The 26,758-nt window shown below is 71.7% G+C and carries 29 protein-coding genes and 1 tRNA gene; 24 read left to right on the top strand and 6 right to left on the bottom strand.

Going from position 1 to position 26,758, the window contains the following annotated elements:
* Positions 1-42: 42 nt before the first annotated feature.
* The 10 genes from QUG98_RS00150 to QUG98_RS00105 all read left to right on the top strand — a co-directional run bounded on the left by QUG98_RS00150 (position 43) and on the right by QUG98_RS00105 (position 11,157).
* Positions 43-873 carry an endonuclease/exonuclease/phosphatase family protein gene (locus QUG98_RS00150; protein ID WP_289468655.1) on the top strand — a complete coding sequence of 277 codons (831 nt, stop codon included), beginning with the start codon at positions 43-45 and terminating at the stop codon, positions 871-873.
* On the top strand, positions 873-1,469 hold the full coding sequence (locus tag QUG98_RS00145) for a DUF2238 domain-containing protein (protein ID WP_491700643.1): 597 nt from the start codon (positions 873-875) through the stop codon (positions 1,467-1,469). Before QUG98_RS00150 ends, QUG98_RS00145 begins: the two co-directional genes overlap by 1 nt.
* A 153-nt stretch (positions 1,470-1,622) precedes the next feature.
* Positions 1,623-1,696: transfer RNA gene (locus QUG98_RS00140), tRNA-Pro, on the top strand.
* Between the two features lie 235 nt (positions 1,697-1,931).
* Positions 1,932-3,818 (top strand): arabinofuranosidase catalytic domain-containing protein, encoded by a 1,887-nt coding sequence (locus tag QUG98_RS00135; RefSeq protein ID WP_289468653.1) that lies wholly within the window; start codon positions 1,932-1,934, stop codon positions 3,816-3,818.
* A 152-nt stretch (positions 3,819-3,970) separates the two neighbouring features.
* On the top strand, positions 3,971-5,020 hold the full coding sequence (locus tag QUG98_RS00130) for a LacI family DNA-binding transcriptional regulator (RefSeq protein WP_289468652.1): 1,050 nt from the start codon (positions 3,971-3,973) through the stop codon (positions 5,018-5,020).
* 89 nt (positions 5,021-5,109) lie between these two features.
* Positions 5,110-6,372, top strand: a complete 1,263-nt coding sequence (locus tag QUG98_RS00125; protein WP_289468651.1) for a sugar ABC transporter substrate-binding protein — start codon at positions 5,110-5,112, stop codon at positions 6,370-6,372.
* Entirely contained in the window at positions 6,369-7,331 is a 963-nt protein-coding gene (locus QUG98_RS00120; RefSeq protein ID WP_289468650.1) for a carbohydrate ABC transporter permease, read from the top strand. The genes QUG98_RS00125 and QUG98_RS00120 overlap by 4 nt, the downstream gene beginning before the upstream one ends.
* Positions 7,321-8,241 (top strand): carbohydrate ABC transporter permease, encoded by a 921-nt coding sequence (locus QUG98_RS00115; protein WP_289468649.1) that lies wholly within the window; start codon positions 7,321-7,323, stop codon positions 8,239-8,241. Before QUG98_RS00120 ends, QUG98_RS00115 begins: the two co-directional genes overlap by 11 nt.
* A complete protein-coding gene (locus QUG98_RS00110; protein WP_289468648.1) occupies positions 8,238-9,590 on the top strand; it encodes a family 1 glycosylhydrolase in 1,353 nt (450 codons plus the stop codon). The genes QUG98_RS00115 and QUG98_RS00110 overlap by 4 nt, the downstream gene beginning before the upstream one ends.
* 82 nt (positions 9,591-9,672) lie before the next feature.
* Positions 9,673-11,157, top strand: a complete 1,485-nt coding sequence (locus tag QUG98_RS00105; protein ID WP_289468647.1) for a hypothetical protein — start codon at positions 9,673-9,675, stop codon at positions 11,155-11,157.
* A 46-nt stretch (positions 11,158-11,203) separates the two neighbouring features.
* On the opposite strand, the gene QUG98_RS00100 is transcribed toward QUG98_RS00105, so the two are convergent.
* The gene (locus QUG98_RS00100) at positions 11,204-11,452 is read right to left on the bottom strand and encodes a hypothetical protein (RefSeq protein WP_289468646.1); all 249 of its coding nucleotides are present in this window, start codon (positions 11,450-11,452) and stop codon (positions 11,204-11,206) included.
* Positions 11,453-11,745: 293 nt separating this feature from the next.
* Between QUG98_RS00100 and QUG98_RS00095 the strand changes: the two genes are divergently transcribed.
* The 8 genes from QUG98_RS00095 to QUG98_RS00060 all read left to right on the top strand — a co-directional run bounded on the left by QUG98_RS00095 (position 11,746) and on the right by QUG98_RS00060 (position 16,525).
* The gene (locus tag QUG98_RS00095; RefSeq protein ID WP_289469172.1) at positions 11,746-12,855 is read left to right on the top strand and encodes a fatty acid desaturase family protein; all 1,110 of its coding nucleotides are present in this window, start codon (positions 11,746-11,748) and stop codon (positions 12,853-12,855) included.
* Between the two features lie 364 nt (positions 12,856-13,219).
* The gene (locus QUG98_RS00090; RefSeq protein ID WP_289468645.1) at positions 13,220-13,681 is read left to right on the top strand and encodes an Asp23/Gls24 family envelope stress response protein; all 462 of its coding nucleotides are present in this window, start codon (positions 13,220-13,222) and stop codon (positions 13,679-13,681) included.
* Positions 13,674-13,865 carry a DUF2273 domain-containing protein gene (locus tag QUG98_RS00085; RefSeq protein ID WP_289468644.1) on the top strand — a complete coding sequence of 64 codons (192 nt, stop codon included), beginning with the start codon at positions 13,674-13,676 and terminating at the stop codon, positions 13,863-13,865. The genes QUG98_RS00090 and QUG98_RS00085 overlap by 8 nt, the downstream gene beginning before the upstream one ends.
* Positions 13,862-14,194: a hypothetical protein gene (locus QUG98_RS00080; protein ID WP_137766939.1), complete on the top strand. Its 333-nt coding sequence runs from the start codon at positions 13,862-13,864 to the stop codon at positions 14,192-14,194. Before QUG98_RS00085 ends, QUG98_RS00080 begins: the two co-directional genes overlap by 4 nt.
* A gap of 11 nt (positions 14,195-14,205) precedes the next feature.
* A complete protein-coding gene (locus QUG98_RS00075; protein WP_289468643.1) occupies positions 14,206-14,781 on the top strand; it encodes an Asp23/Gls24 family envelope stress response protein in 576 nt (191 codons plus the stop codon).
* Positions 14,778-15,341, top strand: a complete 564-nt coding sequence (locus tag QUG98_RS00070; protein WP_289468642.1) for a hypothetical protein — start codon at positions 14,778-14,780, stop codon at positions 15,339-15,341. Before QUG98_RS00075 ends, QUG98_RS00070 begins: the two co-directional genes overlap by 4 nt.
* A gap of 161 nt (positions 15,342-15,502) precedes the next feature.
* Positions 15,503-16,297 carry an aquaporin Z gene (aqpZ, locus tag QUG98_RS00065; RefSeq protein WP_289468641.1) on the top strand — a complete coding sequence of 265 codons (795 nt, stop codon included), beginning with the start codon at positions 15,503-15,505 and terminating at the stop codon, positions 16,295-16,297.
* A gap of 39 nt (positions 16,298-16,336) precedes the next feature.
* Positions 16,337-16,525, top strand: coding sequence for a hypothetical protein (locus QUG98_RS00060; RefSeq protein ID WP_058750437.1), 189 nt, complete (start codon positions 16,337-16,339; stop codon positions 16,523-16,525).
* 140 nt (positions 16,526-16,665) lie between these two features.
* On the opposite strand, the gene QUG98_RS00055 is transcribed toward QUG98_RS00060, so the two are convergent.
* Together QUG98_RS00055 and QUG98_RS00050 are read right to left on the bottom strand one after the other, a co-directional pair.
* Positions 16,666-16,938: a hypothetical protein gene (locus QUG98_RS00055; RefSeq protein ID WP_289468640.1), complete on the bottom strand. Its 273-nt coding sequence runs from the start codon at positions 16,936-16,938 to the stop codon at positions 16,666-16,668.
* 261 nt (positions 16,939-17,199) lie between these two features.
* A complete protein-coding gene (locus QUG98_RS00050) occupies positions 17,200-17,727 on the bottom strand; it encodes a tetratricopeptide repeat protein (protein ID WP_289468639.1) in 528 nt (175 codons plus the stop codon).
* A gap of 118 nt (positions 17,728-17,845) precedes the next feature.
* On the opposite strand from QUG98_RS00050, the gene QUG98_RS00045 reads away from it, so the two are divergent.
* The gene (locus tag QUG98_RS00045; RefSeq protein ID WP_289468638.1) at positions 17,846-19,291 is read left to right on the top strand and encodes a protein kinase domain-containing protein; all 1,446 of its coding nucleotides are present in this window, start codon (positions 17,846-17,848) and stop codon (positions 19,289-19,291) included.
* 39 nt (positions 19,292-19,330) lie between these two features.
* On the opposite strand, the gene QUG98_RS00040 is transcribed toward QUG98_RS00045, so the two are convergent.
* From QUG98_RS00040 to QUG98_RS00030, 3 genes are read right to left on the bottom strand one after another with little or no spacing between them, the layout of a single operon-like run.
* A complete protein-coding gene (locus QUG98_RS00040; RefSeq protein WP_058750438.1) occupies positions 19,331-19,585 on the bottom strand; it encodes a hypothetical protein in 255 nt (84 codons plus the stop codon).
* Between the two features lie 34 nt (positions 19,586-19,619).
* Entirely contained in the window at positions 19,620-20,561 is a 942-nt protein-coding gene (locus tag QUG98_RS00035) for a DUF6807 family protein (RefSeq protein WP_289468637.1), read from the bottom strand.
* A 10-nt stretch (positions 20,562-20,571) separates the two neighbouring features.
* A complete protein-coding gene (locus tag QUG98_RS00030) occupies positions 20,572-21,285 on the bottom strand; it encodes a class I SAM-dependent methyltransferase (RefSeq protein WP_289468636.1) in 714 nt (237 codons plus the stop codon).
* Positions 21,286-21,619: 334 nt separating this feature from the next.
* On the opposite strand from QUG98_RS00030, the gene QUG98_RS00025 reads away from it, so the two are divergent.
* The 5 genes from QUG98_RS00025 to rlmN all read left to right on the top strand — a co-directional run bounded on the left by QUG98_RS00025 (position 21,620) and on the right by rlmN (position 26,284).
* Positions 21,620-21,787, top strand: coding sequence for a hypothetical protein (locus QUG98_RS00025; RefSeq protein WP_161968855.1), 168 nt, complete (start codon positions 21,620-21,622; stop codon positions 21,785-21,787).
* Positions 21,784-22,833, top strand: a complete 1,050-nt coding sequence (locus QUG98_RS00020) for an AraC family transcriptional regulator (RefSeq protein WP_289468635.1) — start codon at positions 21,784-21,786, stop codon at positions 22,831-22,833. Before QUG98_RS00025 ends, QUG98_RS00020 begins: the two co-directional genes overlap by 4 nt.
* Positions 22,834-22,943: 110 nt before the next feature.
* Positions 22,944-23,816: an alpha/beta fold hydrolase gene (locus QUG98_RS00015; RefSeq protein WP_289468634.1), complete on the top strand. Its 873-nt coding sequence runs from the start codon at positions 22,944-22,946 to the stop codon at positions 23,814-23,816.
* Between the two features lie 127 nt (positions 23,817-23,943).
* Entirely contained in the window at positions 23,944-24,942 is a 999-nt protein-coding gene (locus QUG98_RS00010; protein ID WP_289468633.1) for a C40 family peptidase, read from the top strand.
* Between the two features lie 97 nt (positions 24,943-25,039).
* Entirely contained in the window at positions 25,040-26,284 is a 1,245-nt protein-coding gene (gene rlmN / locus QUG98_RS00005) for a dual-specificity RNA methyltransferase RlmN (protein ID WP_058728071.1), read from the top strand.
* Positions 26,285-26,758 lie beyond the last annotated feature (474 nt).

The raw sequence follows: 26,758 nt of genomic DNA, 5'->3' as shown, positions 1-26,758 counted from the left end.
CACCCTGTGAACGCAACAGGTGTCGTCTCGTAGACAGGGTGCATGCCAGCCGCGCCGGACGACCACCCGACGATCGGGGCGGTGGTCGCCCCCGAGGTGCACTGCGCGACCCTCAACCTCAGACGCCGGGTGCCGCATGCAGCCGGACGCCCCGACGCGTGGGAACGCCGCCGCGACGCCGTCGTCGCGCTCGTCACCAGCGAGGAACCGACCGTACTGGCCGTCCAGGAGGCACTGCCCACCCAGACCGCGGACCTCACCGCCCGACTCGGGTCGCGCTGGGAACCCGTGGTCGTCGGTCGCGGAGCACGTGGCGGTGGCGAGGCGGTCGGGCTCTTCCTCGACCGCGAGCGCCTCGACGTCGTCGATCGGCGCACCTGGGCACTGTCGCGCACGCCGTCGCGTCCGGGCTCACGCTCGTGGGCGACGGCCTTCCCGCGGCACGCCGTCGGGGCCGTCGTCGTGGACCGCGCCACGGGGCAGCGGATCCTGGCCGTGGCGACGCACCTCGACGTCGCCTCGCCCTGGGCGCGGCTGCGCGGAGCCCAGCTGCTCGGACGCATCGTCCGCGAGCGCGGGCTGCCAGCCGTCGTGATGGCCGACTGGAACTGCCCGGCCGGGTCGGCGCCCTGGCGAGCCCTGGCGGAGGCGGGGGTCGTCGACAGCTGGGGGAGTGCCTCCAGGCAGGTGGGGGAGGCGTACGGGACGTACCCGCACTACCGGGCGCCGCGTGTCGGCGGCCGGCGGATCGACGGGGTGCTCGTCACCGAGGACGCCGTGGTCGACCGGGTCGCCGTGAACGTCCGCCGACCGGGCGGGGTCTGGCCGTCCGACCACGCGGCCGTGCACGCGGTCGTGCGGTGGGCGTCGTGATGCGCTCGCTCGGGCTGACCTTCCTGCGTCGGCGGTTCCTGCCGGCCGACGTGGTGCGGGTCCTGACGCTCCTCAGCATCCCCGTCGCCACGATCGGGTGGGGGAGCACGTCGTTCGCGGTGATGTCGCTCGCGCTGTTCGGGGTGGTCCTGCCGCGGATGCTCGGACTCCGGCCGGCGTTCGACCTGGCGGTCTGCGTGCTGGTGCTCGTCGCCGGGTGGTCGAGCGCGCTCGAGTGGTACACCTCAGTGTTCCTCTGGGACAAGCTGATCCACGTCGTGCTCACCGGGCTGCTCGCGGCGCTGCTCGCCGTGATCGCCGCGGACCTGCGGCTCGTGCCGCACGCCCCGGACGCAGGGCGGGTCTCGGTGTCGCTCCTGGTGTTCACCCTCGGGCTCGCGATCGGCTCCGTGTGGGAGATGTGCGAGTGGCTCGGGCACAACTTCGTCGACTCGAAGATCTACGTCGGGTACGACGACACGATCGGGGACCTGGCCGCCGACGGGCTCGGCGGGCTGCTGGTGGGGCTCGTGCTGCCGTGGCTGGCGGCGGAGCGGGACGTGGTGCGGCCGCCGGCGCGCTCGCCGCGGGGCTGACCGGCCGGTCCGGTCCTTCGGTCCTGTGGGGGTGGCGACGCGCCGTGGCACGAGCAGGGTCCCGCGTCCGCTATGCTTGACGGGCTGCTCGCGCTCCGGTCGGACGCGGGTGGTGGGACACCGGCAACGGGGTTCCGAGCTCCTCGGAGCTCACGGGCTGTGGCGCAGCTTGGTAGCGCACTTGACTGGGGGTCAAGGGGTCGCAGGTTCAAATCCTGTCAGCCCGACCGGAAGAAGCCCCGATGGAACACGAGTTCCATCGGGGCTTCACTCGTCCGCCTCGCCGATCACGTCACTGCCCCCGTCATCGGCACGTCTGGAGATCGCCAGCTTGCCGCGCTCGGGCTGGTGGAACGGGCCGAAGGAGCGTATGCTCTGTTTAATCGTTTAAGCAATCTGGTTCACCCATTGCGGAACGACAGCAGTCCACCAGCAACGACGCTCGGAAGGAACAGCTCGAACATGCACACGGAACCCACCTCGAGACGACGGCGCACGTTCGCCGCCGCGCTCGGCGCTCTCGCCCTCGTCGCCGGCACCCTCTTCGCCGCGACGCTCGGCGCGGGCACCGCCTCCGCCGCCACGAACGGCCCCTGCGACACCTACGGCACCGCGGGCACGTCGTGCGTCGCCGCCTACAGCTCCACACGCGCCCTCTTCGCCTCCTACAACGGACCGCTCTACCAGGTGCAACGTGCCTCGGACGGGGCGGTGACGAACGTCGGGCTCCTCGCCGCCGGCGGGTACGCCAACGCTGCGACGCAGGACTCCTTCTGCTCGGGCACGACGTGCACGATCCCGAAGATCTACGACCAGACGAGCAACCACAACGACCTCACGGTCGCCGGCGCCGGGGATGCGGGACCCGCGAACCACGCCGCGGACGCGGCTGCGTTGCCGATCACGGTGGCCGGCCACAAGGCCTACGGCATCTTCATGCCCCAGCAGGTCGCGTACCGGATCTCGAGCACCGTCGCGAAGGGGACCGCCCGCGGCGCGAGCCCCGAGTCGATGTACGAGGTCGCCAGCGGCACGAACGTCAACCACGGGTGCTGTTCGGACTTCGGCAACGTCGAGACCCAGCCGAAGGACACCGGCAAGGGGCACATGGACGCCCTGAACCTGTCCATGCTCAATGGCAAGGGCAGCGCCGGTCGCGGCCCCTGGGTGCAGGCCGACATCGAGAACGGGGTCTACGAGGGAAAGACGGCGATCAACACGGCGAACACCGGCAACTCGAGCAAGTTCGTCACCGCGCTCCTGAAGAACGACGGCGTCGCGAACTTCGCGCTGAAGGGCGGCGACGCGCAGGGGGGATCGCTGTCGAAGTGGTACGAGGGTGCACTGCCGACCGACAAGGACGCCGACGGTCAGGGCTACACGCCGATGAAGCTGGAGGGCTCGATCGTCCTCGGTGCCGGCGGTGACAACTCGAACCGCGGCACGCAGTCGTTCTTCGAGGGTGTCATGACCACCGGGTACTCGTCCGACGCCGCGGACGACGCGGTGCAGGCGAACGTCGTCGCGCAGAACTACCAGGGCGTGTCGACGGGTGGGGGACCGGGTGCGTTCATCACCGGCCCCGGCGGCAAGTGCATCGACGTCGCGGGCGACGACACCGGCGGCAACACCGCGGTCGTGCAGCTCTGGGACTGCCAGACCCTCGCCGCCGACCAGCACTGGCTCGGCAGCGTCTACGGCGCCCACACGCTGAGCACGCTCGGCCGGTGCCTCGACGCGAACGGCAACGGAACCGCCAACGGCACACACGTCGAGCTCTACGACTGCAACGGCGTCGGCGGGCAGCAGTGGATCGTGCAGCCCGACGGGTCGATCAAGAACCCGCAGTCCGGGCGGTGCCTCGACGACCCGTCCGGCAACACCGCGAACGGCACGGCCCTGCAGCTGTACGACTGCAACGGCAACGCGGCGCAGAAGTTCGTCGCCGCAGTGCCGATCGGCACGATCGGCGGCAAGTGCGTCGACGTGGCGGGCAACGACCTGCAGCAGAACGGCCAGCAGGTGCAGGTGTACGACTGCCAGACGCTGCTGACCGACGAGCAGACGACGGACCAGCAGTGGGCGTACAACGCGAACGACCACACGATCCGGACGCTCGGGCGGTGCCTCGACCTCGACGGCAACGCGACGGCGAACGGCACGCACCTGGAGCTGTACACGTGCAACGGTGTCGGCGGGCAGCAGTGGGTGCCGCAGGCGAACGGCTCCGTGCTGAACCCGCAGTCCGGCCGGTGCCTCGACGTGCCGTCCGGCAACACCGCGAACCAGACGCCGCTGCAGTTGTACGACTGCAACGGCCAGGCACCGCAGGTGTTCCGCTTCAACTGATCCACCCGTCGGACGGGAGGCGCGGGGCGGCCCCGCCACGTGCCTCCCGTCCGATCGCACAGCGGTACTTGCTCGATCGATTCAGCAGGTGCAGACTGTCCGTGCGGTTAATCGATAAAGCAACCGCGCCACCCGACCCGAGGAGGCCTCCTGTGCCGAAGTCCGTGACCCTGAAGGACGTCGCCGCCGCAGTCGGCGTCACCTCGGCCGCCGCGAGCATGGCGCTGTCCGGGCACGAGCGGATCAGCGAGAAGACCCGCGCCGCCGTCAAGCAGGCCGCCGACGAACTCGGCTACGTGCCGAGCTCCGCCGGTCGGGCGCTCCGCAGCCAGCGAGCCGACGCCGTCGCCCTCATCGTGCCGAACTCGTCGACGCACGTGTTCGGCCACCTCTACTTCATGCACGTCCTAACGGGCATGTCGACCGCGGCGAACGCACACGACGCCCAGGTCATCGTCTCGACGAACGCCGACACCTCGACCGGGGGTGTGGCCTACGAGCGGGTGATGCGCTCCCGGACCGCCGACGGTGCCATCGTCACCAGTGCCGCGATCGACGACGACCACGTGCAGACCCTGGTCGCGAGCGGTCTGCCGGTGGTGCTCATCGGCAACTACCCGCACCTGGACCGCGCGGTCTCCGTGGGCATCGACGACGTCACGGCCACCGAACGGCTCGTCGAACACCTGGTCACGGTGCACGGCCGTCGCCGGCTCCTGCACGTGACCGGCACCCTCGACCACCAGACCGGCATCGACCGGCGCGACGGGTTCCTCCGGGCGGCGAACGCCCACGGGCTCTCCGAGGTCGCCGTCGTCGAGGGCGACCTGTCCGAGGCCTCCGGAGCCGCCGCGATGGAGCACGTGGTCGGCGCCCGACCCGGGTTCGACGGCATCGTGTTCGCGAACGACGACATGGCGGTCGGCGGGCTCCGCGAGCTGCGTCGCGCCGGGATCCGCGTGCCCGAGGACGTCTCGGTCGTCGGCTTCGACGACTTCGGGCTCGCCCGGGTCACCACCCCGGGCATCACCACCGTGCGCGTGCCGGCCGAGGAGATGGGGCGCATCGCCACCGAGCGCCTCTTCGATCTGGTCGACCGCCGTACCCCCAGCACGACCGGGCAGCACACCGAGCTGCCGGTCGAGGTCGTCCTCCGCGGATCCTGCGGCTGCGACGACGACGCGGGCCCCGCCGCCCCCTGAACTGCTCTCCCACCCCTCCACCCACAGCGCACCGTCCGACACCGAACACCGACCCGCGCACCACTGCAACGCAAAGGAGCGTTACAACGATGAAGCACACGCGCACGACCCTCGCGGTCGTCTCCGGAGCCGCCGCGCTCGCCCTCGTCCTGACCGGCTGCTCGGCCGGCGGAACCGCGAGCACCGACGGCCCGGTCACCCTCAAGGTCTGGACCGGCTTCACCGGCGGCGACCGCCCCGGCTACGCCACGATCGTCAAGGACTTCGAGAAGGTCCACCCCGACATCAAGGTCGACATGACCGTCCAACCGTGGGACACCATCCAGCAGAAGCTGCCCTCGGCGTGGCTGACCGGCCAGGGTCCGGACGTCGCGGCGGTCAGCTCCGACCCGAACGCCGTCGCGCAGTACGTGAAGACGAACTCGGTGCTCCCGATCACGATGACCGGGAGCGGGGACGGCAAGATCAACACGTCGCAGTTCGCCCCCGGCACCGTCGACGAGTTCACCTACGACGGCAAGCTCTACGGCGTCCCCGCCAACTTCGCCACGCTGAGCCTGTACTACAACAAGAAGCTCTTCCAGGACGCCGGCATCGCGAGCCCGCCGACGACGGTGCAGGAGCTGGCGGCCGACGCGAAGCAGCTGACCACCGGTGGGAAGTACGGCATCGCGCTCGCCGACAACCAGACCATCCAGATGTGGCCGGTGCTGCAGTGGCTCGAGGGCGGCGACATCGTCACGAGCAAGGGGTGCAGCGCCGTCCAGACGAAGGCCTCGCAGCAGGGCCTGGAGGCCTGGGGCGACCTGGTGGCGAAGGACGGGGTCAGCCCGGTCGGCCTCACCGGTGCCGAGGCGGACTCGCTGTTCTCCGCCGGCAAGGCCGCGATGGAGATCAACGGGCCGTGGGCCGCGTCCGGGTACAAGAGCGCCGGCATCGACCTCGGCATCGTGAAGGTGCCGGTCGGCGTGGACGGCAAGTCGAGCACCCTCGGGTCCATCGCGCCGCTGTCGATCTCGGCGAAGACGAAGTACCCGGAGCAGGCCCAGCAGTTCCTGGCCTACTGGACGTCGAAGACCGCGCAGCAGAAGTTCTCGCTGCAGACCGGCTTCCCGCCGCTCCGCACCGACCTGTCGGACGACGCCGAGCTCACGGCCGACCCGACCGTGTCCGTCTTCGCCAGCCAGGTCGGCGATGCCCGCCTGTACCTGCCGCACGTCGAGAACGCCACCAAGGTCGACTCCGACGCCTACGTCCCGATGATCGGCAAGATCACCCGCGGCACGTCGGTCGCCGACGCGACGAAGGAGGCCGCGTCGACCATCGACGGCCTGACGGGCTGCAGCAAGTGACCGACCAGCTCACCGGGTCGGCCCCGTCACGCGGCGTGCGCGACGGGGCCACCGGCTCCGGGACCGGCCGGGAGGCGCGTCCCACCCGCCGCCGAGCGCGCCGCTTCCAGCCGGCCTGGCTCTTCATGGCACCGTCGCTGCTCATCCTCGGCGTGTTCGTCCTGTTCCCGATCCTTCGGTCGCTCTGGTACTCGTTCTTCGACTGGACGGTCGGCGCGGCGACGCAGCAGTTCGTCGGGTTCGGCAACTACGTGCAGCTGTCCCGCGACCCGCAGTTCTGGAACGCGCTCCGGGTGACGCTCGAGTACACCGTCGTCTCCGTCGTGCTGCTCGTCGTGCTCGGCTTCGTCGCGGCGCTGCTGCTCCAACGGGACACCCTGCTCAACCGGATCGTCCGGTCGGTGTTCTTCTTCCCGACGATCGTGTCGCTCGTCACGATCGGCCTGGTCTGGAAGTTCCTGCTCGACCCGGACATCGGGCTCGTCGGCGGCCTGACCGCACTGTTCGGGCTCCCGAGCGTCGCCTGGCTCCAGTCGACGTCGCTCGCCCTGCCGACCGTGATCCTGGTGTCGGTCTGGAAGAGCATCGGCTTCGCGATGATCCTCTTCATCGCCGGGCTCAAGGGCGTCCCCGCCGAGCGCTACGAGGCAGCGGACCTCGACGGTGCGAACCGCTGGCAGACCGTCTGGCGGATCACCCTGCCGAGCATCCGACCGACCCTGCTCTTCACGTCGATGATCCTGACGATCCAGTCGTTCCAGGTCTTCGACCTCGTCTACGTGATGACCGGCGGCGGACCCGTGTTCGCCACCGACACGCTCGTGAACCTGCTCTACCGCGACGGCTTCGTCAACTACCAGACCGGCTACGCGTCGGCCATCTCCTGGGTCCTCTTCGTGATCATCATGCTCATCTCGCTCCTGCAGCTCCGACTGTTCCGCTACGACGATGTCGACTGACGCGCTCACCCGGCGACCGCCCGTGGCGGAGCCGCACCGTGCCTCCCGGCCGGACAACGACCGACGCACCCGGCGACACGGTCGTCGGAGCGGCCTCGTCGTCACCGGCTCCGTGCTCAAGTGGGTGTACCTCGGCGTCGGGCTGGTGGTCGCGCTCGTCCCGTTCGTCTGGATGGTGAGCGGGTCCTTCCGGTCCGAGGCCGACCTGTTCGGCCACCCGGCCTCGCTGTTCCCGACGAGCATCACGCTCCACGGCTACCAGGGGGTGTGGTCGCAGCTGCCGTTCCTCCGGCTGCTGCTCAACTCCTTCGTCTTCACGGTCGTGACCACGGTGCTGACGCTGCTCTTCGACTCGATGTGCGCGTACGCGCTGGCGCGCATGCGGTTCGTCGGGCGGAACGTGGCGTTCGTGCTCGTCATCGCGACGCTCATGGTGCCGTTCCAGGTGACGCTCATCCCGGTGTTCGTCGAGCTGTTCCACCTCGGGTGGCTCAACACGTACCAGGGGCTCATCATCCCGCGGGCGACGAGTGCGTTCGGGATCTTCCTGTTCCGGCAGTTCTTCATCGACATCCCGCCCGAGCTCGACGAGGCGGCGCGCATCGACGGCGCCGGGCACTGGCGGATCTACTGGCAGGTGATCCTGCCGCTGGCGAAGCCCGCCATCGCGACCGTCGCCGTGCTCAATGGCATGGCGCTCTGGAACGACCTGCTCTGGCCCCTCGTCGTGAGCACCTCGAACGACATGCTCACGCTCCCGGCCGGACTCACGCTGTTCGGAGGTGCGCACGTCACCGACCACGCCGTGCTCCTCGCCGGCGCGGTGATCTCGCTGCTGCCGATCGCGATCGGGTTCTTCTTCGCGCAGAAGTACTTCGTCGCCGGCGTCGCCACCTCGGGGCTGAAGTGACCGGCGCTGACGTGACCGGGACGGCGGGAGCGGAACCCTTCAGCCACGGGTCGTTCGCCTGGGCCCTCGGCATCGAGGACACCTGCGTCTACCCGCCCGCGCGCTTCGCGATGGCGCCGCTCGACGAGCACCGGCTCACCGGGCACGACGACGCGTGGCGCGCCGACCTCGACACCGTCCGTCACCTCGGCGCCACCGCGCTCCGCTACGGCGTGGACTGGCCCCGGGTGCACCTCGGTCCCGGGCGGTTCGACTGGTCGGTGCTCGACGAACGGCTGCCGCACGCGGCGGCCGACGGCGTGACGGTGATCGCGGACCTCGTCCACTACGGCACCCCCACCTGGCTCGACGACTCGTTCGCCGACCCGCGGTACCCGGACGCGATCGCCGAGTTCGCCGGCGCCTTCGCCGAGCGGTACGCCGGTGTCGTCGACCACGTCACCCCGCTCAACGAACCGATCACCACGGCGTCCTTCGCGGGGCTCCGGGGCGTCTGGCCGCCGGGACTGTCCGGCTGGGACGGGTGGACCTGCGTGGTGCTCGGCATCGTCGCCGGCATCCAACGCACCGTCCGCGCCGTCCGGGCGGCGAACCCGAGGGCCGTGATCGTGCACGTCGAGGCGAGCACCCTGGTCGAACCGACCGGCGATGCGGCCGAGGTGGTCGTCGAGGCGGCGCTGCTCGACCTGCTCGGGTCCGTCCCGACCGATCTGGTGCTCGGTCGCGTCACAGCGGAGCACCCCGCGCACGCCTGGCTCGTCGACCAAGGGGCGACGCCGGCGGCGTTGCGGGACCTGGTGGACGGGGCGGTCACGATCGACCTGCTCGGCGTGAACTACTACCCGGACCTGTCACCGCGACGTCTGGTGCTCGAGGGCGACCGGGTGGTCCAGCACGCGCACGACCGGTGGACGGACGGGCTCGCGGACAGCCTCCGCCGGTTCGAGCGCCGGTACGGTCTCCCGATGCTCGTGACCGAGACCTCCATCGAGGGCGACGACGACGTCCGGTCGGCCTGGGTGCAGGACGCTGCCGAGACCGTGCAGGCCCTCGCCGCGGACGGGGTCGACGTCCGCGGGTTCACCTGGTGGCCGCTCTTCGACTTCGTGGACTGGTCGTACGCAGCCGGCGGACGGAACGTGGAGGAGTTTGAGCTCCCGCCGGACGTGGTCGCCCGGCGGGCTTCGAGTACGCGGAAAGCGCCGTACCTGCGGCGGATGGGTCTCGTGCACCTCGAGGAGCGCCACGACGGTGCGCTCGAGCGGATCCCGACCGCGGCCGCTGCGGTGTTCGCAGAGCGAGCGACTGCGTCGATGAGGACGCAGCGGCCACCGCTCCCCAGGACCTGACACCGCCCGCTCCGGGGGATAGGGGCGAGGGCCGAGGCAATCGGCGCAGCGCGGCGGCAGGCCGCTGCGTTACGCTCCCGCCATGCTCTGGGGGAGACGACGCACACGATCCGCCGCGCTCACGGCGGCCACGTTGACCGCGCTCCTGCTGCCGACCGGCTGCTCGGCGCACCTCGATGCGGGGACCGCGGGCCTCGACCGTGCCGAGCGTGAGCTGTCCGCGGTCGACGGTGTGCACTCCGTCAGCGGAACAGCGACGAACAACCTGCCGTTCGCCGGACAGGCGTTCGTCATCGTGACCGCAGACGACGACCTGTCCGGCGCCGACCTGCGGCGGGTCACCCACGAGGTCGGACGGTGGCTCCACAACGAGTCTGGTCCCGGCACGACGTACCGCGGCTCGATGGAGGCCGACGGGTTCGGGTTCTCCCTGAAGGCACGGGCGTCTGAGAACGACGAGCTGCTCGCCGTCGTCGATCGGCTCCGCGGCGACGACCGCTGGCTCGGTGGCGACGTGGACGCCCCGTCCGCCTCCGGTACCGGTGGAGGCCGCATCGCGCTCACCGTCCGCGAGGCCGACGACCTGGTGTCCGGTTGGGATGCCGTCCGGAAGGCCGCCACGTCGTCTCGCTGGGACACGGCCTCGACGACGGCGTCCTGGTCGGCGGACCAGCCGGACGACCTCCCCTCGTACCAGACGCCGGACCTGCGGATCGCGAACGACGTCGCCGGGACTGACGACACCGTCGGCGACCCGACACCGGAGATCACCGCGTACGAGCGCGTGCGCGCCGCGCACGAGGTGACCCATGCCTCCGTCACGCCGGGCCGGCTCCTGATGCACCTGGCGGACCTCGGCGACATCAGGGACGCGACCGCGATCGCGCAGCAGGCGGCACCGGACGCGCAGGTCATCGTGGACGGCGGCATCGTCACGAAGGACGAGCCCCAGGGTGACGACGACCTGCCCGACGCCGACGACTACGCCGAGGCGGACCGACTCGCGGCGGTCGCCGTCCGGCCGGGCGTCACCGCGGTGTCGCTCACGCCGACCCTGGTCGACGTGACGGTCGCCGACCCGGACGCGGTCCTCGCGACGGCGACGGCGCTCGCCGTCGCTGCTCCGGCTGACCCGGTGACGTCGATCCGGGTCGGACCGAAGGCCGACACCCCGAACGGGGCCGTTGGCGCTGACCGGGACGCTGCGGACGACTCCTCTCGTCTGTCGGTGGACGGCTCTCCGGCGATGCTTGGTGCGTCGATCCAGGTCGGCACGGCGCTTCGGGCGTTCCTGCCGGCGTCGTCGGAGCAGTTCAGCACGAACCAGTCGGTCGCAGCGACACTGACCGACGCGGGGCAGGTACCGGCGTTCGTCGCGGCCGTGCGACCGGTGCTGCCGGAGGGCAGCGGGCTGCACGTCCGTCTCGCCGACCGCGGCACCGGCGGCACCACCGACCTGATCCTCCGCGACGGGCAGCTGACGGACACGCCACTGCGCGAGGGCGAGGAACGGGGAGCGGACCGCACCGACCTGGAGCGCGCGCTGTTGGACGCCTGGAACGGCTGATCGTCCGGCCCGGGCGCGGCCGCAACGGCCGGCTGCAACCGGGCTGTCAGCCCTCTGCGGCCGGAACCGAGCGGACGGCACCCACGACCTGGACGACCGCGACCACGACGACGGCCGCGGCGACCGTACCGGCCACCCACGAGCCCGTGACCCCCAGCACAGGTCCGCTCGTGCACCAGCTCGGCCCCATGCCCGGTGCCGCATCGGCACACGAGGTCACCTCCGTGACGGCGAGGAGCACCGCCGGCACTGCCGTGACGAGCGCCAGCACGATCCACGCGATCGCTCGGTCCACCGACTGCTCCGTCCGCTCGTGTGCTCCGATGCGATGAGGCTCGCACGCCCCGGACCGACGGACCGTCTCGAAACCGCAACGATGGCCGCCATCCGGGGACACTCGACGACCAGCCGCCGGTCCACGTGGCGGGGCCGCTCCGCACCTCCCGTCCGCCAGGGCGTGCGTTCCCCGGATGGTCACGCACTGTCCAGGCGTTCTCCCGGTTCCGTGACCTACGGTCCTCGGAAGCGCGGATGCGTGAACTCTCCGGACCGGTCGAAGGATCGCTCACCACAGAAGGTCGGTCCTCGATGACGACCACCCCGCTCGCCCCCGGTTTCACCCGGACCCGTCCCGGTCCGGGCAGCCGCTCCGGCACCTCCACCTACTCGGCGCTGCTCGCCCAGGTCAAGGACCACGGCCTGCTCCGCCGACGCACCGGCTTCTACTGGTCCCTGTTCGGCAGCCTGGTCGTGGGACTCGCGCTGGCCTGGGTCGCGTTCGCGTTCCTCGGTGACTCGTGGTTCCAGTTGATCGTGGCCGGTGCGCTCGGCGTCATCTTCACCCAGTTCGCATTCCTGTCGCACGAGGCCGCACACCGGCAGGTCTTCGCCTCGCAGAAGTGGAACGACCACGCCGGGCGGTGGCTCGGCACGTTCCTGGTCGGCCTGAGCTACTCGTGGTGGATGAACAAGCACACTCGCCACCACGGCAACCCGAACACCCTCGGGAAGGACCCGGACATCGCCCCCGACGGCATCCGGTTCCTGCCCGAGGACGCTGCGGCGGCGAAGGGCCCGCTGATGCGCACCTTCCTGCGCTTCCAGGGGTGGCTGTTCTTCCCGCTGCTCACACTCGAGGGCCTCAACCTGCACCGCTACGCCGTGACGTCGATCGTCACGGGCTCCGGCACGAAGGCCGACGTCCGGCACCGCTGGCTCGAGGGCGGCATGCTCCTCGCCCGCTTCGGCATCTACCTGACGGTGGTCTTCTGGTTCCTGCCGTTCGGGATGGCGTGCGCCTTCCTCGGCGTGCAGCTCGCCGTGTTCGGCGTGATGATGGGCGCGTCGTTCGCCCCGAACCACAAGGGCATGCCGACGATCGCGCACGACGCGAAGGTCGACTTCTTCTCGCGCCAGGTCCGGACCTCGCGCAACATCCGCGGAGGGTGGTGGGTGTCGTTCCTGATGGGCGGCCTGAACTACCAGGTCGAGCACCACCTGTTCCCCTCGATGCCGCGTCCGGCCCTGAAGCAGGCCCGTCTGCTGGTACGGGACCACTGCGACACCCTCGACGTGCCGTACACCGAGACGACGCTGTTGCGCTCGTACGGCATCGTGGTGCGCTACCTGAACCGCGTGGGTCTCAGCGCCCGCGACCCCTTCTTCTGCCCGATGGTCGCGCAGCTCCGCATCCACTGACCCGACGAACGACGCACGACGCACGACGCACGACGCACGACGCGATCCTGACGGACGGGAGGCGCGGCACCGGTCCGGTGCCGCGCCTCCCGTCCGTCGTCGCGGTGCGTCTGCATGGTGGTGCGTCTGCGTCGTCGTGCGGCTGTGCGCTCGGCGACCGGAGCGCACCGGCGCTGTCCGGTTGCGCACCACAACGCCCTTCCGGAGCGCCGATCGGGGTACAAGAACGGCCCCTGATGCCCGTTCCCTGGGGAAACGCTCGATGTGGAACGGGGGACGTGACGAACCTCGGTGTCAGCCCGTCTCATCCGTGAACAGCATCCGCTGGGAACGAGTCCCGGCGGGCACTCGAAGGGAGCAACCAATGGCTGACACCACCACGACCACCCCCGCGACCACCTCGGCCGCGACCCGCTCGACCGGCACCCACGCGTCCGGCGCGACCTCGGGCAAGACCACGATCGACGACACCGTCGTGTCGAAGGTCGCCGGCATCGCCGCCCGCGAGGTCAACGGCGTGCACTCGCTCGGCAACGGCGCTGCCCGTGCCATCGGCGCGATCCGCGACGCGATCGGCCAGCGTGACTACGGCCAGGGCGTCAAGGTCGAGGTCGGCGAGAAGCAGGTCGCTGCCGACGTGACGATCGTGGCCGAGTACCCGGTCTCGCTGCAGCAGGTCGCCGACGGTGTCCGTTCGTCGGTCGCCCGTGCCCTGCAGCAGATCGTCGGCATGGAGGTCGCCGAGGTCAACGTCACCGTCCAGGACGTCTACATCCCGGGTGACGACGACGACAACGAGGACAAGAAGGAGTCGCGCGTTGAGTAACACACTCGTCGGCGCGCTGATCGGCGCCATCCTCGCCGTCGTGGCACTGCAGTTCGGGTTCTGGGGCTTCGTGCTGGTGATCGTGTTCGGTCTGATCGGTGCCCTCGTGGCCGCGATCTCCTCGGGCAAGATCGACCGCGGCGCCCTGACCGACGTGCTGACCGGACGCCGGAGCTCCCGGTGAGCGCCGGCCCGGTAGGAGTCGACGCGACTGCCGTCCCGGGCCGCGTCGAGATCACCTCACGAGCGTTGACGGCGCTGGCGCGGGCCGCCGCAGCCGAGCAGCTCGGCGTGCCCGCGAAGCGCCTGCGCGTGGGGCTCGACGACGACCGGGGGTCCATCGCCCTCGACGTCACGGGACCCGTGCGCGAACAAGCCGACATCGTCGGGGCGGCCACTGCGGCCGCCGATGCCGTGGGCCGCAGGGTCGGCCAGTTGTCGGGACGTCACGTGGGTCGGACCCACATCGAACTGACCGGGATCGTGCGTGAGCACGAGGGCCGGGTCCGGTAGGAGGAGCCATCATGAGCACCGAACAGCTCGAGAAGCGGCTGCGTCGTCGCAGCATCCACCGGTCCCGGTCCACCGCCCTGGCGATCACCCTGATCATCGTGGCGCTGCTCGCGGCGTGGATCGGCACCGAAGCGGTCCTGAAGGCCATCGGGCAGCGGCCGCTGCTGGCGGACCCGCAGACCGTGGCCGACACCGCCCTGAAGCCCGACGCGGCGTTCACGACCATCGCCGAGGTCATCGCCGCCGTCCTGGTGATCCTCGGCATCATCCTGATCGTGTTGGCGGTGGGGCCCGGCCGGCAGCCCCGGTCCGGGATCGACCGGGACCGCGGCGCGGTCGTGATCGACACCCGCATCCTGGCCTCCACCGCACAGAACGCCGCCGCCCTGGCAGCAGGCGTCCCGGAGTCCAACACCAGTGCCTCCGCCAGGGGCCACCACACCGAGGTGCACGTGGTGCCCCTGTCCGGGATCCCCGTCGACCGCCATGTCGTGGAACAGGCGGTCCAGGACCGGCTCGGACGGCTCGGCGGCAAGCACGGCTCGTCCGTGAAGGTCACCGTGGAACAGAAGGGAACCCTGGCATGACCACCACCAACCGCGGCTTCAACCGGGTCCTGCTGTTCCTGATCGGCCTGATCAGCATCATCGTCGGCGCGGTCATCGGCGCCGGTGTCCTGCAACCCGTCCGCGACGCCCTCGGGCAGGTCGTGACCCTGCCGGAGCAGGTCAGCGTCCCCGACACCGCACTGTGGATCATCGCCGCCGTCTGCGCGGTGGTCATCGTCCTCGCGTTGGTCGTGGTGTTCACCCGCGGTGGCGGCGGCACCAGTGTCGCCGTCCGGGAACGCTCCGGCGACGACCAGGTCACCGTCAACGTCGCCCTCGTCCGGGACGTCATCGACCACGAACTCACCGGCATCCACGACATCGTCGGCTCCAAGGTCGACACGTACCTGGTGAAGCAGACCCGCGCGGCGCGGATCAAGGTCCACGTCCGCCGTGGTGGGGACGCGGTCACCGTCCTCGACGCCGTCGATCACGCCCTGAGCACCCTGGATGCCACCCTCGGCCGGCAGATCCCGGTCCTGGTCCACCTCACCGGCGGCACCCGCACCGCACTGGCACGCACCACCCGCGTCCAGTAACGCGACCACCAACACCACCGCACCACCAGCACCACCACCGGCCGGGGGACGCCCGACGTCCCCCGGCCGACCCATGCCCGGAGGCGGCCGTCCGCACGGCCGCAGACGATCCCGGGAGGCGACCCGAGCCTCCCGTCCGCACACGCCTGAAGGAGGCACCCATGGCCCGGAACAACGAACCCGTCAGCGCGTCGACCTCGGAGCAGCGTCGTGAGGACGCCTCCGACTGGTCGCCGCTCGCCCGCTACCTCTCCGAGTTCTTCGGCACGTTCCTGCTGGTGCTCGGCGGCGTCGGCACGGCGCTCTTCGCCGCGAACTTCCCGAGCGACACCGACAACCAGTCCGGCGTCGGGTTCCTCGGCGTCGCCCTCGCGTTCGGTCTGACGCTCGTCGCCGGCATCTCCGCCGTCGGGCACATCTCCGGCGGACACTTCAACCCGGCCGTCACCCTCGGACTGCTCGCCGCCGGACGCACCGACGTGAAGCACGTCGCCGGCTACATCGTCTCCCAGGTCCTCGGCGGTCTGGCCGCGACGAGCATCATCGCGATCGTGCTGTCGGGCAAGACCGGCGCGTTCCAGGCTGCGCACGACGCCGGCTTCGCGTCGAACGGGTACGGCAGTGCCAGTCCGGGCGGCTACGGCCTCGGCTCGGTCTTCCTGACCGAGGCGGTGCTCACCGGGGTGTTCCTCGCCGTGATCCTGTCGATCACCGCCAAGCAGGAGTACCAGGCCGTCGCCCCGATCGGCATCGGCCTCACCCTGACCCTGATCCACCTGGTGAGCATCCCGGTGAGCAACACCTCCGTGAACCCCGCACGCTCCATCGCGGCCGCGGTCTACGGTGGGGCCACGCCGCTCGCGCAGCTCTGGGTGTTCATCGTGGCGCCGATCGTCGGCGCACTCGTCGCCGGTTTGATCGTCCGCGTCGGCGGCCGTCGACGCATCACCGGCTGACCCTCCCGGGTCACGCCACACCGCGAGAAGGAGAACAGCATGCGCAACCGCATCATCGTCATCGGGCTCATCGCCCTGGTCGGCATCTGGATCGGCTCCCGGTCGAACCGTCCGGTCGTCAAGAAGACCACCACCGCCGAGACCATCCGCAAGGCCTGGAACGACCCGCACGCGCGGAAGCAGCGCGCCAAGCTCCGCAAGAAGATCGAGAAGGCCGCCTCGCGCTGAGCGCGGACCGACCGACGGACGGGAGGCGCGGTGCCAGCTGGCACCGTCCTCCCTCGCAAACTCGGTCGGCGCGCCCCGCGCAACGCTCCGCGTTGCCGCCGAGCGGGCGCGCCCGTCCGTCATCGATCCGTCCTGATCGGTCAGCGCGGACGGTCGGGGGTGTGCCCGTCCGTCACGACGGAGCTGCGGCCGGGTGACGAGCCACGTCGAGCACGAGCACGGTCGAGCAGCAGCGCTCCGAGGAGGAGTGCCAGTCCGAGCATCACCACGGGGAGGGCGGCGACCGTCACGTGGGTCGATCGACTCGTTCCCGGCGGGATGGCGAAGGCGCCGACGAGCGCGAGGGTCGTCCCCGCGCCCGCGAGGAACGCGCCGATGCAGAGCAGGGTCACCCTCAGGCGTCCGACGGGCATTGTTCCCTCCTGTTCTCGAGACTGACTGTCGAGACGGAGGAGACGAAGGCGATTGCAAGGGCAGCGACGCCGACTCGCCACCAGGTCCGCCGTGATGTCTTCGTGGGACCGGGCATGTGTTCCTCATTCCTTCCGCGAGTGGTGCGGTGAGGTCCACTGTGGCGGTTGATCTGAGAAACATCAAACATCAGATCGTGATTGTTCCGTCGCCATCGGGCTACGGCACAATCGCGGGCAGTTTCCAGGCCGAGCGGGGCGTCCTCAGTCCCGTTGATCAGGATCCGTGAGCGCGGCGGCGTAGGCGCGGACCGAACGGTTGTACCGGGGGAGCGTCGGCTCGACTGCCTCGATCGCGACGCGCAGCGCTTCGTCCACCCGACCTGCGCTGTGCAGGGCGAGTGCGAGGAAGACGCGCGGCGCCGCGCCCGTCGCGGGATGCAGGGGAGCGTCGCGCAGCATCGCGATCGCATCGTCGGTGCGACCGAGGTTCCGGAGCGTCGACGCGTGCTGCACCACGAGCTGCGCGGCACGGTCCGGGTCCACGTCCGCCAACCCGGAAGCCGTCGCTGCCGCGTAGTGCTCGTGCGCCTCGGCCTCGCGGCCGCCGGAGTCGTGCGCACCGCCGAGCTCGAAAGCGCCGAGGGCCGGGTGGGGCGCCTCGGCGGCGAGCAGCCGCATCCGCTCGATCCGGACCTGGTCGTCCACGGTCTCGTCGGCCCAGAGTGCGGCGACCCGCGCCTCCCACTCGGCGTCGGACGGTCGCTTCTGCGGGGTCGTGGAGTCGGTCACGATGTCACCGTAGCGGGGGTCCGACACGTCGAGCATCCGGGGAACGTGCCTTCCCGCGCGCACGCGCGACGGGATGCGAAGATGCATCGTTGCCCACCGACAGGACGACGAGGAACCCATGGGACACGACGACGCGGCGCCGCTCCTCGACGGGCGCTACCGGCTCGAGCAGGAGATCGGGCGGGGCGGGATGTCCGTCGTGTACCGCGCGACCGACGAGGTGCTGCACCGTCCGGTCGCGGTGAAGCTCTTCCACCCGGGCTCCGTCGACCTGGCCCGGCAGGAGGCCGAGCTCGGCGTCCTCGCGGCACTCGAGCACCACGGTCTGGTCGGGCTGCTCGACGCCGGGGTGGTCGACGTCGTCGGGAGCGGTCCGAGGCGCTTCCTCGTGATGTCCCTCGTCGTCGGACAGGACCTCGAGGCCCGGCTCGAGGCCGGGCCGCTCTCCGCGAAGCACATCGCCGAGATCGGCTACGACATGGCCGAGGCGCTCGAGTACATCCACCCGCACGGCGTCGTGCACCGAGACATCAAGCCCTCGAACATCCTGCTCGTGGACTACGGCACCGGCTCGGAGCGAGCACGGGCCCGGCTGACCGACTTCGGGATCGCCCTCGCCGCCGGGGTCGAACGGCTCACGGCCGACGGCGTCACGACCGGCACCGCCGCCTACCTCAGCCCGGAGCAGGCCCGCGGCGGCGACGTCGGTCCCGCCAGCGACGTGTACTCGCTCGGCCTCGTGCTGCTCCAGTGCTTCACGCGACGCCGCGAGTTCCCGGGCTCGCTCGTCGAGTCCGCCATCGCCCGGTTGTCGCGCGACCCGGTCGTTCCTGAGCCGCTGCCGGAGCACTGGAAGCACCTGCTCCGCGCCATGACGGCACAGGACCCGGCGGACCGGCCCCTCGGCGCGCAGCTCGTCGCGATGCTGCGGGACGTCGTGATCACCGAGAGCGCCGCGGGCGACACTGCGGCCCCAGCAGCCAGGACCGACGCCGCTGCGACCGCTGCACCGTCGATCGCCGCCCCGGCCGACGCGGACCACGGCGGTGCGGCCCCGGGTGGTGCGGCACCGACCGGGTCCCGCCCGGCCACCCTCGACGCGCTGCCCGAGGAGTCGCTGCAGCGCACGGTCGCCATGGCCGCGCGGCTCTTCGACGCCCCGATCGCCCTGGTCGACGTACTCGACGAGGACCGCGAGTGGTCGCAGTCGTGGATCGCCGAGGGCGTCGACGAGGCGGCTCGGAACATCAGCTTCCGCAGCGGCTTCGCGCCGGTTCCGGTACCCGTGGTGATCCCGGACGGTTCGGTGCACCCGGAGATGCGGCAGAGTCCGCTCGTCACCGGGCCGCTCGGCATCCGGTTCTACGTGAGCGTCCCCCTGCTCCGGCACGACGGCACCGCGGTGGGGACGCTCGCCGTGCTCGACGTCCGCGCGCGCGAGGCATCCGAGGCCGACCTGGCGAACCTCCGCGACCTCGCCGCCCTGGCCGTCACGCAGCTCGAGCTCCGCCAGGAGGGGCTGCGCACGACGAGCGACGCGCTCCCGCTCGACGGCGCCCACTGAGCCGCACCGCGGACCGGCACGGACGACAGCCCGCCGACGTCAGGCGCGCGGCTGGTCGCCCGACCAGGCCACGGCGCGGTCGGCCTGCTCCGCGGTGATGCTGGTCACGGCACCGCAGTTCACGCACTCGTTGCGGTGGGACCGCGACAGCGGGATCAGCGGGACGAAGAACAGGCTGAGCTTCGTCGTGCGCCGCACCACCCGCTGCGCCGCCAGGACCCCGCACACCCCGCAGACGAAGCGGACCACGGTGAGCAGGGTGTCGGTGCCACGGGTACCGAAGATCAGGAACACACCGCGAGGCTACGCGAGCAGCAGCGGCAGACCGTCAGGCGTCAGACACCGTCACGCGGAACGACCGCACGAGCGGCTCGTCCGGTGCGACGACGGTGGGGGAGTCCCAGGCCAGGGCCGAGCCGACGGCCGGGTACTCGCCGACCCGCACGAACCACGGGTCGTGGTGGTCCTGCGCCTCGACGAGCACGCGCGCCCGTCCGCCGTCGAAGGACCCGGTCCACGACATCGTGGGCGCGGTCGATCCGTGCACCTGGTCCTCGCCCGACCCGTCGGGTGTCCGGACCACGACGTCGGTGCAGGGCGCGAAGCGCAGGAACCAGCCGCCGTACCCGGCCCCGGCGCGGCCGTGGCTGCCCGGACTGCCGAGCACCACCCGTCGGTCACCGGCTGCGCGGAACGACGAGGTCCACGTGAGCTGCCACCCACCGGACGCCGGACCCCAGGCGAGCGTGCGGTCCTCGTGGAGCAGCGGACCACCGCCCGGGCCGCGCCAGACGATCCCCACCCGCAGCCGTGACCGGTCCGACGCACCAGGCTCCCCGGACCCGGACCCGGACCCGGACCCGGACCCGGACTCCACGGATGCGGACGAGACGGGCCCGGACTCGACGCCCCCGGACTCGACCGTGGCGAACCCGTGGTCGTCCTGCCACCGGTAGCCCGCACCCGGCACGTACGTCGGCCCACCCCAGCAGTTGACGCCGTCGACGTCGGGCAACGCGATGCCGAGGCCCGAGTGCCAGGCGTGGTCGTCCGGACCCCGGTCGGTCAGCACCACGCCACCCAGGGTGCGCACGGGGTGCACGAACGGCCGCGGCGCCCAGGCCCGGGGGAGGTCCGTGCCGTCGAGCACCTCGCCCACCCGCACCTCGGCGACCTCGAGGCACCCGGGCACACAGCGCGCACCGCCCGCTCCCACGCTACCGTCCGTCCCCGCAGCGCCGTCCGTCCCCACGCTGCCGTCCGTCCTCACCGGCCCGACGCTACGCGCTGACCTGCCCGAGTCGTCGCCGCACGAGCACCACGCTGTCGACGGTCTCGTGCCGCTCCCCGTCCGGACCGGTGCTCGACCGCGGACGTCCCTCGGCCACCACCACGTCCCACCCGCCGTCGAGCTGCAGTGCCGCGAGGTCCTGCTCGGGCGTGGGGAAGCGGTACGCCCGCATCTCCTCGGGCAGGTCGCGGTGCGGCGGTGCGGCGTGCGCGGTGACGAGCAGGTGTCCGCCCGGGGCCACGGCCGCGGTCGCCCGGTGCAGGATCGCGTCGCGCGGGATCTCGACGGGCCACGACTGCAGGAACGACGCCGTGACCAGGTCGAACCGCTCGTCGGCACCCGGGGCCCAGGTCGCCAGGTCGGCGGCGACGAACCGCGTCCGCTCGGCCACGCCGGCGGCCTGCGCCGCACGCTCGCCGCGCTCGACGGCCGTCCGGGAGAGGTCGACGCCGGACACGGTCCAGCCCTGCTCCGCGAGCCAGACGACGTCGCCGCCCTCACCGCACCCGAGGTCGAGTGCTCGGCCGCCACCGGCCGGCAGTCCGGCGACGACGTCGGCGAGCACGGCGTTCACCCGGCCGGACCAGATGCCGTCCCGCTCCGCGTACCGGGCTTCCCACCACTCGCGGGCCGTCCCGTCCACGGGAGCGCCGTCCGAGGGAACGGCGGAGGGGGAGTGGTCAGGCTCGTCGTGCGCGTGCATGCGCCCAGTGCACCGCGCGGCGGCGCACACCGCAAGCATCCTTGCCGGACCGGCAACGCGGACCACCGCGAGCAACCGAGGGACGGGAGGCACGCCGCCGCCCACCCCGCGCCTCCCGTCCGTCGCACACCGGACCCGGTCCCGACGACGTTCCGTCCAGAGTGCGCGGTCTGCGCATCCCGTGGCCGTGGCGCCGCGCACCGGCGCGTACCGTCACCGGCACGACGAGATCGTCCGGCGCCCACGCCACGCGGGAGCCGCCAGGGTGGGCTACGCCACCCCGACGCTCCGGACGGCGCAGGACGCCGGGCGGTCGTGATGCAGGGAGCACGACATGTCGACGTACCAGGCAGACGAGCGGGTCGAACCGGTCCGCGTCACCACCTACCGCCACCTCCGCCGTGCCGCTCGACGCGGCTGGGCGGTGCCGGAGGGCACCCCGGCGCCCTCGCTCGCCGACCTGGCGCGGGTCCGCGGGCCCGGCCGCGGCGACCGCACGTGATCACCGCGACCCAGGACCCGCCCGCCGAGGACCGGACGATCGAACGACGCCGGACCTCGGTCCGCCAGGTCGTGCACAGCGGGACGGAACCCGACGAGGCCCGCGCCCTCCACGAGAGCGTGTACGACGGTCGCGACCTGTGGTCCCGTCCCGACGGCGACACGCCCTTCTCCTACCGCTACCGCTCGACCGGGGACGGGCGGGTCAGCCTGCGGACCTCGTCGGTCTCGGCGCACCACGGCGGCGTGCTCGCCCCCGGCCGGCAGTACCTGCTGGCGTGGTCGGTCGAGGGTGGCGTCGTGCTCGACCCGGACCGGCAGGACGGCGTCACCCTCGGCCCGGGTGTCCCGGTGATGTGCCCGGCGGGTCGCCCCTTCACCGTGGCGGCGCCGCCCGGCACCGTGCACCTGGTGCACCTCGACGCGGACTTCCTCGAGGCCGTCGCGGTGGTCGGCGGGACGGGCGCCCCCGTGCCGCTGGCCTTCCCCGCCGCTGTCCCGTCCGCCCGGCTCGCGCCGCTCCAGCGCACGCTCCGCGAGCTCGCCGCCCCGATGCTCGACGTCGACGTGGTGGACGGCCCACGGGCGGCGCTCGACCTGCGCCTCGCCGAGGCCGTCCTCGAGGCGTTCCGCCCCGACCTCGACGGCGGGGTCCCGGACGTGCCCGTCGCGACGCTCGAGCGCGCCAAGGCCTACATGTACGCGCACTTCGCCCGCCCGCTCAGCGCCTCCGAGATCGCGGCCGGCGCCGAGACCAGCCTCCGGACGCTCCAGGAGACCTTCCAGCGGTACGAGGAGTCGACGCCGACCGCCTACCTGCGGGACCTCCGGCTCGAGAAGACCTGGCTCGCGCTCCAGCTCGCGGACGCACGCGAGACCACGGTGGCGGCCGTCGCGTCCTCCTGCGGCTTCCGGCACATGGGGCGGTTCGCCGGCGACTACGCCGCACGCTTCGGCGAGCCGCCGGGGGAGACGTTGCGGGGGCAGCGACGGATGATCGCGGTGGCGGGGACACCGGGGCGGACACGTTGGTCGCACGCGGGCTGAGCGGTCCCCCGCACGTCGGCTGTCCGGATCCGCAGGTCGACCGGGAGGCACTCGGCGCGTCCATTGCGCGACCTCGGACCGCCCCATGGTGCGCTGGGTAGCGTGCAGGGATGCAGCGGACGTCACCGAGCACCCGGACCGGCGGGATCGCGGTCGCCGTGCGCGGCGCCGGCGCTCCGGTCCTCGTCCTGCACGGCACACCGGGCGGCATCGCCGCCGCCGAGGCGATGGCGCGCTTCCTGCCCTCCGACCGCTTCCGCGTCGTGACGCTCGCCCGACCGGGCTACGCGGGCACGACCCTCGAGCCGGACCAGCCGTCGCTCGACGACGAGGCCGATCGGTACGCGGCACTCCTCGACGAACTCGGCATCGACCGCGTGGCGGTGCTCGCCTGGTCGGGAGGCGGTCCGACCGCCTACCGGTTCGCGGTCCGCCACCCGGACCGGGTCAGCGCGCTCGTCGTGGTCGCCGGTCTCTCGGGCCGGTGGGTACCGCCCGCACCGTCCTTCGCGGAGTGGCTGGTCACCTCCACGCGTCCGGGGGCGGCGCTCGCCGCGTTCGCCGCGAGACTCCTGCCGTCCGTCGTCGTCCGCACTGCCGAGGCCGGCGTCAGCTCGCTGCGTGGCCGCGCCCTCACCGCGCACGTCGCGGACGTCCTGCACGACCGGCCGCGCCGCCGGGTCCTGCTCGACCTGTCGTCGAGCGGCAACGCCGGTGGTCGCAACCGACCCGGGTGGGACAACGACGTCCGGGTGCTCGGTGCGGTCGACGACCTCGAGCTCGCAGCCGTCCGCGCGCCGACGCTCCTGGTGCACGGCGACGCGGACACCGAGGTCCCGATGGAGCACAGCGCCCGCGCCGCCGCCGCCGTACCGGACGTCGAACTCGTCACCCTGCCGGGCGGCACGCACTTCGGGCTCTGGGACCACCACGACGCCGCCGCCGTGCAGGCACGGGTGCGGGACCACCTCGCACGGAGCTGACCGCAGCCGCCGAGCCTGTGACGAACCGCAGGGAACCGGGGTCCCTGCCCAGCCGGTCACAGGTTCGTGACCAATACGTTATCTTCCCGAGTCGGTCGATCACCCTGTCGCCGACCCGGAAGGAACCATGGGACGTCACGCCCTGCCCGCAGCCCCCGACGGCAGCACGTCGACCGCACACGAAGCGGTCGCCCCCGCGCCGACCCGGACGGCGGCGACCCCGACCGGTCCCGCCGTGGCTGCTCCGGCAGTGGCGGACACGGCCGCACCGCGTCGTCCCCGTGGCCGTCGTGCCGCCCTCGGTCCCGCGGTCGCCCGATCCTCCTTCGTCCAGCCGGCGAAGCCCGCCCGCACCGTCGCGCTCGCCGCACCGCGTCCGGTCGCCTCGACCGCCGTCGCCGGCGCCGCCGTGCTCTCGCGGTCCGCGGCCCTGCGCGCCGAGCGCGCCGCCGACCCACGGCACGTCCGCCGCGCCGCGAACGCCAAGCGCGCGGCGATCCTGCTCGCACCGGCCATCGCGGTCACCTCGTCCCTGACACTGGCGGTCCCCGCCGACGCCGCCCCGCAGACCACGCACGGCACGACGTCGTCGTCGATCGCCGCGTACGACGCGCAGTCCTTCACGGTCGCCCGCGACGTCGAGGTGCCGGTCGTGCAGACCGACGGCATGACGACCACGACGACGATCGTGTCCTACCCGACCATCGTCACGAAGTACGGGGTCACCACGCAGCAGGCCGAGGCCGCCATCTCGAAGGTGCTCTCCGCCGGCGGCAAGCGCGCGACGATCGTGTCGACAGCGCTGCAGTACATGGGTGACCCGTACGTCGAGGGCGGCGCGAGCCACTCCGGCATCGACTGCTCCGGTCTGACGATGGTGGCGTACGCGGCCGTCGGGATCCCGCTGGTGCACTACGTCCCGTCGCAGGACGCCGTGGCCACGACGATCCCGCAGTCCGAGGCCCTGCCGGGCGACCTCGTGGTGTTCGACAACGAGGACCACGTCGGCATCTACCTCGGCGACGGTGTCGTGCTGCAGGCGCCGCACCCCGGCGACCCGGTCGACATCGTGCCGGTGTACCCGAACGCGCACCACTTCGCGCGGCTCCTGCCCGCGGGGGAGTGACCCGGCCGTCCAGCGGGCGGGCCGCTGTCTGCGGGGGTGATCCGTGCCTCCCGGTCGGGGAGCCCGCGGGCTTGCGCACCTCCCGTAAACTGGAGTGATGGCCACCGATACCCGCACCCCCTTCGAGGAGCAGCGCTCCGCTCGTCCGCAGGTGCGCCCGCGCACCGAGGGGTGGACCCAGGCCCAGGACTCCGAGGGGCGTCCGCTCCTGCAGTTCGCGTCGCCGAAGCGTGGCAAGCCGCCCGTGCACCTCGCCGACATGACCGTCGAGGAGCGCGTCGAGAAGGTCAAGGAGCTCGGCCTGCCCGGCTTCCGCGCGAAGCAGCTGTCGACGCACTACTTCACCCACTACTCGTCGGACCCGGCGACGATGACCGACCTGCCGGCGGCCCAGCGCGAGGAACTCGTGGCGGGGATGCTGCCGCCGCTCCTCACCGAGACCCGACGCCTGGCGACGGACAAGGGCGACACGATCAAGTTCCTCTGGAAGCTGCACGACGGCGCCCTGGTCGAGTCGGTGCTCATGCGCTACCCCGGGCGCATCACGCTCTGCGTCTCGTCGCAGGCCGGCTGTGGCATGAACTGCCCCTTCTGCGCCACTGGCCAGGCGGGGCTCACGCGCAACATGTCGACGGCCGAGATCGTCGAGCAGATCGTCCGTGCGAACGCCGCGATCGCCGCAGGTGAGCTCGGGGGCGACCCGCGTAAGGGCGGGCAGGACCGCGTCGACGCCGAGCGCGTCACGAACATCGTGTTCATGGGCATGGGGGAGCCGCTCGCGAACTACAAGCGCGTGATCGAGGCGGTCCGCACGATGATCGCCCCGCAGCCGCACGGCCTCGGGATGAGTGCCCGCGGCATCACGGTGTCCACCGTCGGCCTGGTGCCGGCGATCAAGAAGCTCGCGGACGAGGACATCCCGCTCACCTTTGCGCTGTCGCTGCACGCCCCCGACGACGAGCTGCGCGACGAGCTCATCCCGGTGAACTCGCGGTGGAAGGCCGACGAGGCGATCGACGCCGCGTACGAGTACTACGCGAAGACGGGCCGACGGGTCTCGATCGAGTACGCACTCATCAAGGACATGAACGACCACGCGTGGCGTGCGGACCTGCTCGCCGAGAAGCTCAACGCCCGCGGCAAGGGCTGGGTGCACGTCAACCCGATCCCGCTCAACCCGACGCCCGGTTCGGTCTGGACCTCGTCGGAGCCGCACGTGCAGGACGAGTTCGTCCGCCGGCTCAACGCCGCCGGCGTCCCGACGACGCTGCGCGACACCCGCGGCAAGGAGATCGACGGGGCCTGCGGTCAGTTGGCCGCGGCCGACGAGACGGACGTCTGAGTCGACGGACGGACAGCCCTTCGGTCGGAGGGGAGGCACGGTGCGGGTCCGCACCGTGCCTTCCGTCGTTCCCGGGGTGCGGCAGCTCCGTGCCGCCCGTCGTCATCGGCGGGCGTCGGTACCCCGCCCTCCGCGAGTTCTCGGGGAAGTCGGGGGACGACACGCCCGGGCGGTGGGCGGGTTGGCCGAGCTGGTGGGGCGTGTGTAGAGTAATCACTCGTTGCCGCTGAGGCGGAGAACGGAACGGCCGAGACGGTCACCGGGTTCACCTGGGGATCTTGTCCGCCGCGGTTCTTCCCCGGCAACGAACTTCCAGCCCCTCTGATGAGGTACCACGTTGTGGTGCTGAGTGGGGGGTGCGTCTGGTCCTTGAGAACTCAACAGCGTGCACATTGTCAATGCCAATTATTTTGACCCCGTGCCTGGTCGGTTTGCTGACCGGGTCGGAGACAATTCCTTTTGGATTGAATTGAT

It is taken from the genome of Curtobacterium subtropicum, from assembly GCF_030362975.1.
GTDB classification, from domain to species: domain Bacteria; phylum Actinomycetota; class Actinomycetes; order Actinomycetales; family Microbacteriaceae; genus Curtobacterium; species Curtobacterium subtropicum.
This window is presented reverse-complemented; position numbering and strand designations above follow the sequence as displayed.